Origin of the sequence: Achromobacter sp. ACM02, assembly GCF_014851605.1 — a bacterium.
Classification (GTDB): Bacteria; Pseudomonadota; Gammaproteobacteria; order Burkholderiales; family Burkholderiaceae_B; genus Achromobacter; species Achromobacter aegrifaciens.
Genome location: NZ_JACUZY010000010.1, coordinates 183,480 through 196,480, shown reverse-complemented (window position 1 = coordinate 196,480; position 13,001 = coordinate 183,480). Strand labels below are relative to the sequence as shown.

General features: G+C 63.2%; 13 protein-coding genes and 1 tRNA gene. 10 read left to right on the top strand and 4 right to left on the bottom strand.

The features are described from left to right. The first annotated feature begins 85 nt into the window (after positions 1-85). Complete coding sequence (locus IB258_RS26815; protein ID WP_054453472.1) at positions 86-1,348, top strand: MFS transporter; 1,263 nt, start codon at positions 86-88, stop codon at positions 1,346-1,348. Positions 1,349-1,430: 82 nt separating this feature from the next. On the opposite strand, the gene IB258_RS26810 is transcribed toward IB258_RS26815, so the two are convergent. Next, positions 1,431-2,303: an NAD(P)-dependent oxidoreductase gene (locus IB258_RS26810; RefSeq protein WP_119449596.1), complete on the bottom strand. Its 873-nt coding sequence runs from the start codon at positions 2,301-2,303 to the stop codon at positions 1,431-1,433. A gap of 159 nt (positions 2,304-2,462) precedes the next feature. Here IB258_RS26810 and IB258_RS26805 point away from each other — a divergent pair, with 159 nt between their 5' ends. Further along, positions 2,463-2,891 carry a PaaI family thioesterase gene (locus IB258_RS26805; RefSeq protein WP_054453468.1) on the top strand — a complete coding sequence of 143 codons (429 nt, stop codon included), beginning with the start codon at positions 2,463-2,465 and terminating at the stop codon, positions 2,889-2,891. Between the two features lie 13 nt (positions 2,892-2,904). Here the strand turns inward: IB258_RS26805 and cls are convergent, their stop codons facing one another. Next, complete coding sequence (cls, locus tag IB258_RS26800) at positions 2,905-4,362, bottom strand: cardiolipin synthase (RefSeq protein ID WP_175161679.1); 1,458 nt, start codon at positions 4,360-4,362, stop codon at positions 2,905-2,907. 184 nt (positions 4,363-4,546) lie between these two features. On the opposite strand from cls, the gene IB258_RS26795 reads away from it, so the two are divergent. Continuing rightward, positions 4,547-4,622, top strand: a tRNA-His gene (locus IB258_RS26795). A 1,062-nt stretch (positions 4,623-5,684) separates the two neighbouring features. On the opposite strand, the gene IB258_RS26790 is transcribed toward IB258_RS26795, so the two are convergent. Next, a complete protein-coding gene (locus tag IB258_RS26790; RefSeq protein WP_181953321.1) occupies positions 5,685-6,407 on the bottom strand; it encodes an FkbM family methyltransferase in 723 nt (240 codons plus the stop codon). A 448-nt stretch (positions 6,408-6,855) separates the two neighbouring features. Beyond that, on the bottom strand, positions 6,856-7,947 hold the full coding sequence (locus IB258_RS26785; protein ID WP_175161681.1) for a helix-turn-helix transcriptional regulator: 1,092 nt from the start codon (positions 7,945-7,947) through the stop codon (positions 6,856-6,858). 109 nt (positions 7,948-8,056) lie between these two features. Here IB258_RS26785 and IB258_RS26780 point away from each other — a divergent pair, with 109 nt between their 5' ends. The 7 genes from IB258_RS26780 (at position 8,057) to IB258_RS26750 (ending at position 13,000) form a co-directional block, all read left to right on the top strand. Further along, positions 8,057-8,887, top strand: a complete 831-nt coding sequence (locus IB258_RS26780) for a YdaU family protein (protein WP_192353423.1) — start codon at positions 8,057-8,059, stop codon at positions 8,885-8,887. Continuing rightward, positions 8,874-9,617, top strand: a complete 744-nt coding sequence (locus tag IB258_RS26775; protein WP_125472844.1) for a hypothetical protein — start codon at positions 8,874-8,876, stop codon at positions 9,615-9,617. Before IB258_RS26780 ends, IB258_RS26775 begins: the two co-directional genes overlap by 14 nt. Beyond that, positions 9,610-9,966, top strand: coding sequence for a hypothetical protein (locus tag IB258_RS26770; protein WP_054453336.1), 357 nt, complete (start codon positions 9,610-9,612; stop codon positions 9,964-9,966). Before IB258_RS26775 ends, IB258_RS26770 begins: the two co-directional genes overlap by 8 nt. Beyond that, a complete protein-coding gene (locus IB258_RS26765) occupies positions 9,963-10,223 on the top strand; it encodes a hypothetical protein (RefSeq protein ID WP_054453334.1) in 261 nt (86 codons plus the stop codon). The genes IB258_RS26770 and IB258_RS26765 overlap by 4 nt, the downstream gene beginning before the upstream one ends. 319 nt (positions 10,224-10,542) lie before the next feature. After that, positions 10,543-11,076, top strand: coding sequence for a hypothetical protein (locus tag IB258_RS26760; protein WP_192353422.1), 534 nt, complete (start codon positions 10,543-10,545; stop codon positions 11,074-11,076). A gap of 4 nt (positions 11,077-11,080) precedes the next feature. Then, the gene (locus IB258_RS26755) at positions 11,081-12,559 is read left to right on the top strand and encodes a DUF3383 domain-containing protein (RefSeq protein WP_192353421.1); all 1,479 of its coding nucleotides are present in this window, start codon (positions 11,081-11,083) and stop codon (positions 12,557-12,559) included. Positions 12,560-12,568: 9 nt separating this feature from the next. Further along, positions 12,569-13,000, top strand: a complete 432-nt coding sequence (locus tag IB258_RS26750; RefSeq protein ID WP_054453328.1) for a hypothetical protein — start codon at positions 12,569-12,571, stop codon at positions 12,998-13,000. Position 13,001: the final 1 nt, after the last annotated feature.

Genomic DNA, 13,001 nt, shown 5'->3' with positions numbered 1-13,001 from the left:
CCCGCTCCCGCCGCGCCTTTTTGGGCGGCGCTGGCGAACCTGGGCGCGCCAAGCGGCCACAAGAAGATATCGAGGAGAAGTGCAAGTGGAGAAGCAAGAGTCGGGCGGCTGGTATTTCGGCTGGAACATCGTAGGCGCCGCTACGGTACTCACCCTGTTGACGGTCGGCCTGCGCATGGGGGTCGGGCCATTCTTCCTGCCCATCGCCGACGCCCTGGGCTTCACGCGCAGTACGCTGTCCGGCATCGTCGCGATCGGCATGCTCTGCTATGGACTGGCCATGCCGGTAGCGGGTTATCTGGTCGGCACGCGCGGCACCCGCTTCGTGCTGCTGACCGGCACCGCCATCGTCGTGTTGTCGATCATCTGGACGGTCTACGCGCGCGGCCCCATCGAATTCCTGCTGTCCTTCGGCGTGGCGCTGTCCATCGGCCTGGGCTTCACCAGCCCGGTAGCGTTGACGCCGGTGATCAGCCGCTGGTTCACGCGCCAGCGCGGCATGGCGCTGTTCTTCCTGTCCACCGGTTCCATGGCCGGCATCGCGCTGATGACGCCGACCCTGACCTTCGCGATCTCGGCCGTGGGCTGGCAGGAAACGCTGCTGGGCTTCGCCGCGCTGTTCGCGCTGCTGACCGTGCCGATGGCGCTCTTCGTCATGCGCGATGAAGCGCCCGAGCACACCGACCTGCTGCCGCACCAGATCATCGACAAGGCGGGACCGGCCAAAGCCGCGGCGAAGCAGCCTGCGCCCAATGTGCGCGCGGCGCTGAACTCGCTGCCGTTCTGGCAGGTGGCGCTGGGCCTGTTCGCCTGTGGTTTCAGCATGAACCTGCTGGGCACGCACGGCGTGCCCATGCTGATGGACCATGGCTTTGACGCCACCACCAGTTCGCTGGGCATCGGCCTGATCGGCCTGGTCGCCATCTTCAGCACCCTGGTGCTGGGGCGCATGTCCGACCAGGTCGAACGGCGCGCCATCCTGGCCGCGATCTATCTGGTGCGCGGGCTGGGTTTCTTCGCGCTGGTCATGGTGGGGGCGCATTGGGAACTGTACGCAGCGGCCACCCTGGGCGGCATCGCGTGGGCTGGCAGCATCGCCCTGTCGTCGGCCATTCTTGCGGACGTCTACGGCGTGCGGCTGGTGGGCGTGCTTTACGGACTGGTCTACCTGGGCCACCAGGTCGGCGGCATGATCAGCTCATGGCTGGGCGGCTGGGCCTACGAGACCTTCGGTACGCATTGGGTGGCCTTCGGGGCAGCGGGCGCGCTGCTGTTGGCGGCGGCCCTGATTTCCTTGCGCCTGCCGGCGCGGGGCCTGCCGCGCGCGGTAGCGGTGGCCGGCCGTTGATCCCCGCGGACTGTGGGCGATGCCGTCCGCAGCGTTTGCCATCGCATCCGTGACGCCGGATGCGATGGTCTCCAGGACTGTCCTAGCGGTCCTTCAACAGCGATACCAGTTCCGGCACGTAGCGGTCGCCGCCGCCCTGAGTGACGGCCTGGTCGAACGTGTGCTGCACGGCCGCGCCGATTTCCCGTACCGCGCCCGTTTCCGCGGCCATGGTGTTGTAGTAGGACAAATCCTTCTGCGCATTCGACATGAAGAACCGCAGCGAGGACGGATCCTGTTCCAGCAGGTAAGGCTTGATGCGTTCCAGTGCCACGCCGCCGCCGCCGCCCTTGGCCAGCACGTCGGCGAACACCGCCGGATCGATCTCCGCGCGCAGCGCGCAAGCTGCGGCTTCCGACAGCAGCGCGACCACGCCCAGCGACACGTAGTTGTGCAGCAACTTCATGCGATGGCCGGCGCCGATCGGGCCGGCGTGCGTGATGTTCTCGGCGAAGCAGGCCAGCAGCGGCTTGCATTCCTCGAACAGCGCGGCGTCGCCGCCCACCAGCAGATTGAGCCGGCCCTCGGCGGCTTCCTTGGGGGTGCGCGTCATCGGCGCATCGAGGAAGCGGCCGCCGGATTCCGTCACGGCCTGCGCCACCTTGACGGTGGAAGAGGGGATCGCCGTCGAGCAATCGATGATCACCGTACCGGGACGCAAGCCCGCCAGCACGCCGCCCTCGGACAGCAGCACGGCCTCGACCTGCGGGCTGCCGGTAACGCAGAGGATGATCACGTCAGACTGGGCCGCCAGCGTGGCGCCATCGGTCACGCTGGTTGCGCCCGCGGCCTTCAGCGCGTCCAGGGGCTGATTGCCCGGGTGCTCAAGCACGGTCAGCGCGTGCCCGTGCTTGACCAGATTGCTTGCAATGCCATGGCCCATGAGGCCGATACCAACCATGCCGACTTTCGCCATCTTCCACTGCTCCTGCCATGTAGGGGTTTGTTATGGCGTAAATCTTACTCTGACTTGCGGATCGTCCGCGCCGCGATCACAGGTCTGCGGATAGCGGTGCCGGCAGCAGACTTCTTTGCGATACTCGAGGTATTCCGCGTGAAAAAACCAGGCTTGAGCATGACAGACTCCATTCCTTCCGGTTTCGCGCCTTGGCGCCCCAGCAGCCCCTTCATGGAACATCTGGCCGACCTCGGCGCGCTCTACAAGCGCGATGCCGATTGCGTCCTGGCCCTGCGCGTGGGGATGGCGCACACCAATATGCACGCCATCGCACACGGCGGCCTGCTCGCCACGCTGGCCGACAGCGCGCTGGGCCATACCATCGCCGAGCAGGCGCAGGCCTCGGTGGTCACGGTGCAGATGTCGGTGGAATACCTGAACCCGGTCAAGCCCGGGGACTGGCTCGAAGCCCATGTCCGCATCGACAAGCAGGGCCGCCGTCTGATCTACGCCACCTGCCTGCTGCAGGTCGAAGGCCGCGTCATGCTCAAGGCCAACGCGGTCTTCGCGGTGCGCGCCGCGCCCGCGCCGGCTTCCGACGGTTGAGCTTCTTGCGGGTCTACAAGTAAGGCGTAGCCAGCCAGATCACCTTGTTGCGCAGGCGCTTGGCGAACGGCGCGCGCAGCAGGTTCTCCAGCGTCTCGCGCTGGCCCTGCGCGATCAAGCCGTCGACCCGTGCGCCGATCCAGCGCGCCACGCCGGGGTCGTAGATTTCAGTATCCAGCTCGAAGTTCAGCCGCAGGCTGCGCGGATCCAGGTTGGACGAACCCACATAGGCCCACGCGTCGTCCACCGTCATCAGCTTGGAGTGGTCGAACGCGCCATGCGAACGCCAGACCCGGCAGCCCGTGCGCACCACCTGGTCCAGCTGGGCTGTCATCGCGTAGTCCACCAGCCGCAGGTTGTTCTTCCCGGGAATCACGATGTCCACCACCACGCCGCGCCGCGCGGCCGTGGCCAGCGCGCCGATCAGCGTCTGGTCCGGCAGGAAGTAGGGCGACTGGATGCGCACGTGGCGCTGCGCCACCGCCAGCGCGCCCAGCAGCATATTGTGCGTGCTGCCCAGCGCGCGGTCCGGGCCGGACGGCACGCAGCGCATCGGCACGTCGCCCGTCGGCGGCAAGGCCTCGGGATCGAACCAGGGCCTGGCCGGCAGCGATTCGTGCGTCGTGAAGTTCCAATCGTGCGCAAACACCGACATCAGCTGCGTCACGATCGGTCCTTCCACCCGGAAGTGCGTATCGCGGTTGGTGCCATCGCCCGCCAGCGCGCTGACGAAGGCCGCGCGCACGTTCATCCCTCCGGTAAAGCCCAGGCGTCCGTCCACCACCAGCACCTTGCGGTGGCTGCGCAGGTTGGCATAGGGCATGCGCAGTACGCCCAGCGGATTGGTCATGAAGCGCGCCACTGGCACCCCGCCGCGCGACAGCATGCGCACGATGGGCGGCCGCGAATACTTGGAACCGATGGCGTCGATCAGCACCCGCACCTCGACCCCGCGCTCGCGCGCCTCGATCAGCGCCTGCGCCATCTCCCGCCCGATCGCGTCGTTGTCGAAGATATAGCTCTGCATCGCCACCGCGTGGCGCGCTTCGCGGATCGCCTGCAGCATCGCCGGATAGGCCTCGTCACCGCCGGCCAGCGGCCGCACCGCGTTGCCGCCCAGCAGGCGGAAGCGGCTGACGCGGTCGCCCAGCACCTTCAGCGACGCGAACTGCTGGCCCGAGATCGGCGCCACGTCCACCGGCGCGGTCTCGACCTGCTCCGCATCCACCACCATCGCCTCATCGCGCTGCTGCGACAGCCGCGTCTTGCGGATCCGGTTGATGCCCGCCACGAAATAGAACAACGCGCCGAACAGCGGCGAAAACAGCGCCACCCCCACCCAGCCTATGGCCGCCCGCACGTCCTGTTTGGTCATCGCGGCATGCACCGCCGCGCCCGTTCCGGCCACGATGCTGATGGCAAACACCAGATGGGGCCAGTAATCGATCAAGATTGCGTGTATGCGGTCCATGGCGATGGCGTAAGCGCGGCCTCCGTAGATGATCAATGGCGAAGGATAGCAAGGTGGCCCGCGCTGGCAAGTGGGCCGGCGGGGCCGGTTTCACACGGATTAAAAAAACGTGCTAGAATTCGGCCTCTTCGTTGTTGAGCAGCTTTCAAAAGCAGCGCGGCAAGGAAGAAAAGCAGTATCAGAGGTGGCTGTAGCTCAGTTGGTAGAGTCCCGGATTGTGATTCCGGTTGTCGTGGGTTCGAGCCCCATCAGCCACCCCAAAGAATTCAATGAAGATAAGGCACTTTCGCGAAGGCGAAGTGCCTTTTTTATTTGATGTGATGGTGGCAAGAACGCCTATTGGTGACATCAGGCATTCTTGATTTTCTCGGCTCGACGCCGGTCGTACGCCCTTCATGTGGTGGCAGGGTTGGCGTGTGTCTCGGGATCTTTTCGCCTCTGCCGACCATCACCGTCACGTAGTAGGCCACGCAGATCGTGGAGCGTGAACCGCTCGGTTCCAGGGAGCTTGCGCCAGTCTTCCATGATCCGATTCCACATGGCTTTGAAGCCTTGCTCGGTGTACGGGTGTCCCTGGCGAGTCGGCCAAACGAACATGAAGTCTGGCGTTCAATGCTCCCCAGTTCATTGAACCGATCCTGCAGGGCAGAAGTCCATTCGACCACGCCACGTCTCTGTCTCTCCTTTCTTTGCTTTGGCAAACCCCACGCTGATCCCATCTGCGCTTAAGTCGTCCTGGCACATCGCTCTGAATTCTGCACGACGGCGGCCGGTGGAGGGCAAACTTCGCCATCAGCCCCTGGACATGGCTGGAATCCCCCTTAGCCTTGGTCACGGTGTAAACGCACTCTATATCGGGCCAGGAAGGACAACGTAAGCGAGGTATTTCTTTGTTCCGACGTACCTACCGACAGCGGGAACTACCGGTGCTCTGAAAAAAAGGCTTCAGACTTCTGAGGTTTCCCCACGAATTCATCGGCATCCTGCCATGGACTCGGAGGAGGCGTGTGGTGCTTGCAAAAGTCCAGGTCCGACGTTTCATTCACAGCCAGAGGCCGCTCGGCATAGATCATGACACCCACTCGCATGTCCAAGCCCTCTACGTCCGACTGCTGGACGCCGGTACAGGCAAGATGTCCGTGCTCGGCGCTGCAATGAGAAAGCTGGCCATCTGTGCTGCGGTATGCTCAAGCGTGTCCATGCTATCTCTCGGGATACGCCTAATCTCTTGACGGGTAAGACGGTATCTTTTTTCGGGCGTGAAGATGGAGCAAAGTCATGATCCAAAACACGGAAGCCATGGGACATCCGACATAGGTGGATCAGCAGGGGAACTTTGGGCCAGAGTTGTTGAACGTTCGTTCGATGTAAAGACTGGTGAAAACGCACCGCGAGAAGAGAATGTAATCGCGTTCTCGCATAAATCGGTGGATAGTGGAATCAGCCGGTCGATCTGCAACAAAGCTCATGTCTTCGACGGCTACCACTGAGGGCCTGTGGGATTCCCAATCGCCAGAATCAAGCACCTCGATATCCAATTCTTCAACGTCAATATTGAGAAAATCTGGCGCCTTCCCATGCAAGTACTCATTGATGAGGTCCGCCAGGGTCAGCACCTCCACCAGCGTCGGTGCGGGAACCTCTACCTCGCTGACAGCGGCGACAGCCTTAGCGAAGTTCTTGTTCGCGGTATTACTCGAGGCCCAATCGTGGAAGTTGTAGTACTCCATGTGGCCTTTCTTAGCACCTACCGCCTTGTTGATACTTGTGTCTTTGGGCCTGAATTTTCCGCACTGTTCGATCATGAAAGGATTCGGGTCAACGTTGACTCCTGTCCATCCACGCTGATACAGGGCCATGGTATTGGAGTACAGAGCGGGGTGGTAGCAGCCTATATCAAGATATCGACCGGTATTCAAATTCTGGAAGATAAACTGTTCGATACAGTCTTCACCCCAGTGGGAAAAGACTGTCTTGGAGTGTTCTGGGAGTGCATGAGCCAATCGTTCTGTAAGGCCACGGCGCTCGCTTTCGGTGGATGCCATTCGGAGGCGAAGTTCCTCAATCTCGCGTCGTGCTACGTCACGCTCAGATTGAGCTGTGTCTCGCTCCTTTATCAACCGGCGAATGTCGGGAACGGAAAGCAGCAGCTTCTTCGCAAGTCTCCGGAACATTTTGTCTCCAAAGGCGTATAAAGGAATAATCGAGGGGTGCTGCCTTGCCGATTGTATGAGCTTTGGATCGGATTACAAGCCTGAATTTGTTGCCCGCTTTAGCGGGATTTTCACGTCCGAAGGAGACAGAAAGATTTTGCTTGCGCGAAAGCGAAGTGTTTTTTCATTGGTCGCCATTCTTACGCTTTCGGAGATCTATTGCGCCAGGCCTGCACCGCAACGCACAGCGCAAGAGCGCGTCAAATTCCGGTCGAGTAAAAGCCACCGGAGTGAACTGACTCCCGCTACTACCCGAAACGTAAGGTCCTGGAGACTCCCCTCACTCAGCCCTCCACCGCCCCGCCTCATCATCTCGCAATCTTGCCCCCGCCCACACAACCCGCCCCAACACCCGCACCGATGCCCCGTTCTCCAGCGGGATGTCATCGTGCAAGGGATTGAACGACCGCGCCACCCATTGCCCGGTTAGCCGTTCCCGGGCCACCGTCTTCACGATCATCTTGCCGTCGTAGTTGATGGCATAGACCCCGCCGGCGGCGATGTCCTGCAGCGTCAGGCTTTCGTTGGGGACCACCAGCAACGCGGCGCCGTCGCGGATGACGGGCTCCATGCTGTCGCCCTTCGCATACACCACGCGGCCTCGGCCGTTGTCCGCGCCTACCGACCTGAGGAAAGACTTGCGGAACTGGATCATGCCGGTCTGTTCTTCGGCATGGTTTTCGATGGGGTCGCCCGCAGCCAGGCGCACGTCGGACAGTTCCGGGACCTTCTCGAATCTGTCGTTGGCCGCGGGCGGTTCGCCCACGCCCACATTGGCGACCACGCCTTTCTGGGTGCTGATCCGGACCCTGCCTTCGCGTTCGGTCTGGCGCGTGGTCTTGCCGCCTTCCCAGGGCGCTGCAGGCAGGCCATCGATGCGCATGGGGAACTCGTCTCGGGACAAGTAGGTGTCCACCAGCGAGTCGCTGCGCAGGACCGTCGGCATTTGTGGCGCGGCGGTAGCAGGGGAGACGTCAATCCCCAGCTTCAATTGCGCGATTGCCAACGCAATCGCGCCCTGCAATTTGTTCAGCTGATCCGGCGGCAATGCCCGCACCTGTTCTTCCGGGATGCCGGGGAAGGGCCACGGAGGGGGCGCCAGCACCGCTGCGGCCAGGGATCCATCGCTCGCAGGCAGTTTCGGGGCGGTGCCGTCATATAGCCATTGCGCGTTCACGCGCAGCAGCGGGGCGACCTTGATGCAGGTCGCCATATCCATGCCGTTGGACCCATTGAACCAATGCGTCGCCGCGCCGGAAGAGGCGCCGGCTGCCTTCCATAGGTCTGTCTTGGTAAGGCGTGGTTCGGCCGCGTCTGCCCGGCGGGCCGCTTCCTCGTTGAACGCCTGTGTGATTCGCTTCTGAAAGGTCATCTTAGGATGCTAAACAAAAACAATCTTAGTTGGCTTGCATTTAGAATCTTAGCATTCTAAGATTTAAAAATGATAGCGAGGTAAGACTGGCGGGGATGCAAAAACACGCATGAACTACTACAGCCACAACATCGGTGACTACGCGCAGGCCACGGCGCATCTGAGCTTGCTTGAAGATGCCATCTACAGCCGCCTGCTGCGCCGGTACTACGCCGAAGAGCAGCCCATCGTGGACAACCTGCAGCAGGTATTCCGGTGGGTGGGGGCCCGTAGCGAAGAAGAAAGAGAGGCGGCCGCGCAGGTGCTGGCCGAGTTCTTCGTGTTGCGCGATGGCCATTGGCACAACAAACGAGCGGACGTGGAGATTGCCGCGTATCACGTCAAGGCCGAGACTGCCAAGGCCAACGGCCGGCGAGGCGGCCGGCCCAGGCTGGCAGAGCGCAATCCGGAACAACCCAGCGGGTTTCCCATGGGTTTCGACGAGAAACCCGGCCATGGCCCGGCAGATGGCGGATCGGAAGCTAACCAAGAACCAGGAACCAAGAACCAGGAACCAAAAGAACACACCTCCCGCAAGCGGGGGACCGGATTCGACGCGTCCGTGATCGAACTGCCGGATTGGCTGGACCGCGAGGACTGGGTCAGTTGGATTGCCGACCGCAAGGCGCGCAAAAAGCCGGTGACGCAGGAGGGCGCCAGGCGTCAGCTGCAACAGCTTGCCGCCTATCTGGCCGCAGGGCATCAGCCAGGGGCCGTGATCGCGAACAGCATCGCGGGCGGGTACCAGGGCCTCTTCCCTCCGCGCACGCCTGTTACAGCGGGCCATCCGGCAGGCAGGGCGCAACGCCTGGCCGACTGGACCGAGGAGCTGCGAGAAGTACTGGCCGACGACGGCCGGCCGCGCGAGCGGTTCATGGGGACGATCGATGCAACCCGCTGACATCCCTTCCGCCGCCATGGGCGCGCTGGTGGTCAATGAAATGCTGCTGATGTACGGCGCCAAGTTCGCGCAGCAATGGCAGGGCCTGACTGCCCGTGAACTGAAGGATTCATGGAACCAGAAATTGGCGGGCCTGGACGAGGTGCAGGTGCGTCGCGGCCTGGTCGCCTGCCTGACCCAGGAATGGCCGCCGACGCTGCCGCAGTTCATCAAATTATGTTGCCCGTGGATGGTTCCCGAAGTGGCCTATCACGAGGCCGTGCGTGGCCTGTCCGCGCGCAGGCGCGGCGAGCCCGGTGTCTGGTCGCATCCGGCGGTGTACTGGGCCGCGGTGGGCGTCAGCACGGTGGATCTGCTGGGCTGCACCTACGGCGCCATCAAGGCGCGCTGGGAGAAGACGCTGAACGAGGAGCTGGCGAAGGGCGTGTGGGCGGATATCCCGCTGCCTCGTCCAGCGCTGCCCGCGCCCGGCCAGACGCTGGCCACGCGCGCCGAGGCCGAGGCGGCACTCAAGAAGATGGGCGCGCAAAAGGTGCTGCGGGACCGTGGGTGCCCGCCTCGGAGCTGGATCGAAAAGTGGGAGGCGCGCATCGCGCGCGGCGACCACCCGAGCAAGGGCATCGCCGACATGCTCAAGCGCGCCAAGGGCGAAAGCCAGGATACGGAGGGCCGTCTGCAGAACGGTTCCAGCGGCAAGACAGGTAAACAATGCGAGGTGGCTGATGAGTAAATTGACGGGTGACGATCTGATCTGGAACTGGGCCCGCTGGACCTGGTCCGGCGCTACGGTGGGAAACATGGAGGTGTACCTTTCCGAAGAGGAGGACTACCGGCCCATCAACCATCACCACGCCATGGAGGTCGAGGCGATGCATGCCGCGCTGCCCTGGCACGAGCGCATGATCATCATTGCCGAATACCCGCAGAAGAATGTGATGTTCGGCCAGCTGGATGGCCGCGCGCGCCGCGCCAAGGCGCTGGACTGGATTGCCGATACGACCGGCGTGGCCCTGACCGAAACCGAATACAAACTGTACCTGGGTCTTTTCCGCAGCCTGGTGGAAAGGAGGCTGGCGTGAAGTACGCGCACGAGGTGATGGATCTGATGGCCTGCTATCCCGGCCGCTCATTCCGTTTGATGGAGCTGGTCCGTCATGTGTCACGCGGCCGGCCTTTGTCTGTTCCCGAAAAGACGCGCCTGCAAAGAGGCATCCAGCGGGCCATGGATGCGCTGCAGGATACCGGCAGCGTGCTGATTCAAGAGCCCGAGAAAGGCGGGCACGGGCGAACCTACGCGTGGCGTGTGACGGTTCCGTCACAAGACCGCGCCCCATAGGTCACGCAATCGGTCACAATGGGTCCGGGGCATTGCGCCCCAAGCAAATGCAGCCCTGGCCACGCGCCGGGGCTTTTTGTTTTGGGCGCGTGGCCCCGGCTTTTTCACTGCTGGGGCAGGGGGCGAACTTCTTTGCACTGCATGTGACGGAACCGTCACAAGACCCCGCTCCAACGGTCACGCAATCGGTCACAATTTGTCCGGGGCATTGCGCCCCTGACAAATGCAACCCCGAAATGCAGCCCCGGCCACGTGCCGGGGCTTTTGCATTTGGGCGCGATGTTTCGGCGCCAGTCTTCTTCAGCAGGAATCCAACTCCATGAGCGTTCAGATCAGCATCACTGAAAACCAGCTGGTAGAGGACCTCGTCGCATTCTTCAAGACCTTGGTCGACTGCGACGTAGTCCGCGGTCTACCCGGTTGGGTTCCCGCGCCACCGCGCGAGTGCGTCGTCATCACTCCGCTGGCGGCGCAGGGACTTTCCGTGCCGGTCATGGCCTATGCCGATCCGTCGCCTGCGGCGGGGAGGCGGATCATGACCCAGGCCACGCAATGGTCTGCCCGCGTGGATGGCTACGGGGCGCGGGCCCTGGACCTGGCGCTCACGCTCTCGATCGCCCTGCGCAGCCAGTACGGGTGCGAGTTCCTGGGGAATCTGGGACGAACTCAGCCGCTGTACGCGGGCGAGCTCAAGCAAGTGCCCTTCGAGAGCGGGGAAAGCCAGACCTTCGAGCGGTGGTGGTTCGACGCCGTCCTGCAGTTCAACCCTTCCATCAGCATGCCGCAGCAGTTTGCGGATCACCTTCACGTGGGCCTCATCGAGGCCGACACCACCTACCCTACGGGAGCTTAATCCTATGTCCATTCCCGCCAGTGAAATCGTCCAGGTAGTGCCTGGCGTGATCTCCGCCGGCGGATCGGCGCTCGATTTGAACGGCCTGATCCTGACCCACGATACCGCCGTCCCCATCGGCACCGTCCAGAGTTTCGCGACCCCGCGCGACGTACAGCGCTTCTTCGGTCCGACCTCGACCGAGGCCGCCCTGGCCGACGTCTACTTCAACGGCTTCGACAACTCGACCCGCAAGCCGGGCAATCTGTTGTATGCCCAGTATCCGGCGGCAGCGGTTTCCGCCTATCTGCGCGGCGGCTCGATGGCCGCGGTAACGCTGACCCAGCTGCAGGCGCTGTCCGGCATCCTGACGGTGACCGTGGACGGCGTGGCGAAGACCTCCGCCAGCATCGACCTGTCGACGGCAACGAGCTTCTCGAACGCCGCCACGATCATCGAAGCCGGGTTCACCGCCATGGGCGCCACCTGCACCTACGATGCGCAGCGTGCCGCTTTCGTGATCGTCTCGGCCACCGATGGCGTCGCCAGCACGATCTCCTATGGCAGCGGCACCCTCGCGTCGGGCTTGAAGCTGACGCAGGCCGCTGGCGCCAAGGTGTCGCTGGGCGCCGCGGCCGGCATTCCAGCGGTGGACATGGGCCGGATTACCGACCTGACCCAGAACTGGGCGGCGTTCATGACGACCTTCGAGCCCGATACGGCCGGCAAAGTGGCGTTTTCGGCGTGGACGAATGCCCAGGGCGACCGCTACGCCTACGTCGGCTGGGACACCGATATCACCGCTACCCAGCAGGGCAACACGTCCAACTGGGCGGCTGTCGTAAGCGCCAATGAATACTCGGGCTCCGTGCCGGTCTACAAGGACGTGCTGCATGCAGCCTTCGTCCTGGGCGCCGTTGCATCGCTCGACTTCGAACGTACCAACGGCCGCGCCACCCTGGCGTTCAAGGGCCAGTCGGGCCTCGCGTTCTCCGTGACTGACGCGACCACCGCTCAGACGCTGATCAACAACGGCTACAACTTCTACGGCGACTACGCCACCAGCAACGACCGCTTCCGCTTCCTGTACCCGGGCCAGATCAGCGGCAACTGGAAATGGGTCGACACCTACGTCAACCAGATCTGGTTGAACGCGGCGTTTCAGCAGGCGCTGATGACGCTGCTGACCCAGGTGAACGCCATTCCCTACAACATCGACGGCTACACGCTGATCGACGCTGCCTGCCTGGACCCGATCAACGCCGCGGTCAACTTCGGCGCCATCCGCGCCGGCGTGACGCTGTCGAGCCAGCAGAAGGCGCAGATCAACAGCCAGGCCGGTGTGGATATCTCCGACACGCTCCAGACCCGCGGCTGGTATCTGCAGATCAAGGACGCGACGCCGCAGGTGAGAGAGGCCCGCGGCACCCCGCCCATGACGTTCTGGTACCTGGACGGCGGTTCCGTCCAGCAGATCACCCTGGCCTCGCTGGCCATTCTTTAAGGATTCAACATGGCGACTTTGACCAGTGCCAACTCGGTTCTGATGCTTGCGGTGGGCGGCGTTTTTCCGGTGCCGCAGAAGATCGAGGGCTACGCTTCCGACAGCGCCTTCACCTTCGAGGCTGCCAAGCCCGCGCAGGTAACCATGGGCGTGGACGGCCGCATGTCGGCCGGCTACGTGCCGGTTCCCCGCGTGCAGACCATCACGATCCAGCCCGATTCCCCGTCCATGCGCGTCTTCGAGATCTGGATGGCAGCCAGTGAAACGGCCCGCGAAGTGTTTTATGCAAACGGCACCCTCAACATCCCGTCGATCGACCGCAAGTACACGCTGACCCGCGGCGTGCTGACGCAGATTCCGCCGGCGCCGGATGCCAAGGCGATGCTCCAACCCATGGCGTTCCAGATCACCTGGCAGAACGTCTCTCCGGCGCTGGTGTGAC

Coding starts and splice junctions, on each gene's coding strand:
- IB258_RS26775 (WP_125472844.1), top strand. CDS start 8,874: ATGCAACCCGCTGACATCCCTTCCGCCGCCATGGGCGCGCTGGTGGTC.
- IB258_RS26780 (WP_192353423.1), top strand. CDS start 8,057: ATGAACTACTACAGCCACAACATCGGTGACTACGCGCAGGCCACGGCG.
- IB258_RS26770 (WP_054453336.1), top strand. CDS start 9,610: ATGAGTAAATTGACGGGTGACGATCTGATCTGGAACTGGGCCCGCTGG.
- IB258_RS26750 (WP_054453328.1), top strand. CDS start 12,569: ATGGCGACTTTGACCAGTGCCAACTCGGTTCTGATGCTTGCGGTGGGC.
- IB258_RS26785 (WP_175161681.1), bottom strand. CDS start 7,947: ATGACCTTTCAGAAGCGAATCACACAGGCGTTCAACGAGGAAGCGGCC.
- cls (WP_175161679.1), bottom strand. CDS start 4,362: ATGGACCGCATACACGCAATCTTGATCGATTACTGGCCCCATCTGGTG.
- IB258_RS26790 (WP_181953321.1), bottom strand. CDS start 6,407: ATGGCATCCACCGAAAGCGAGCGCCGTGGCCTTACAGAACGATTGGCT.
- IB258_RS26810 (WP_119449596.1), bottom strand. CDS start 2,303: ATGGCGAAAGTCGGCATGGTTGGTATCGGCCTCATGGGCCATGGCATT.
- IB258_RS26805 (WP_054453468.1), top strand. CDS start 2,463: ATGACAGACTCCATTCCTTCCGGTTTCGCGCCTTGGCGCCCCAGCAGC.
- IB258_RS26755 (WP_192353421.1), top strand. CDS start 11,081: ATGTCCATTCCCGCCAGTGAAATCGTCCAGGTAGTGCCTGGCGTGATC.
- IB258_RS26760 (WP_192353422.1), top strand. CDS start 10,543: ATGAGCGTTCAGATCAGCATCACTGAAAACCAGCTGGTAGAGGACCTC.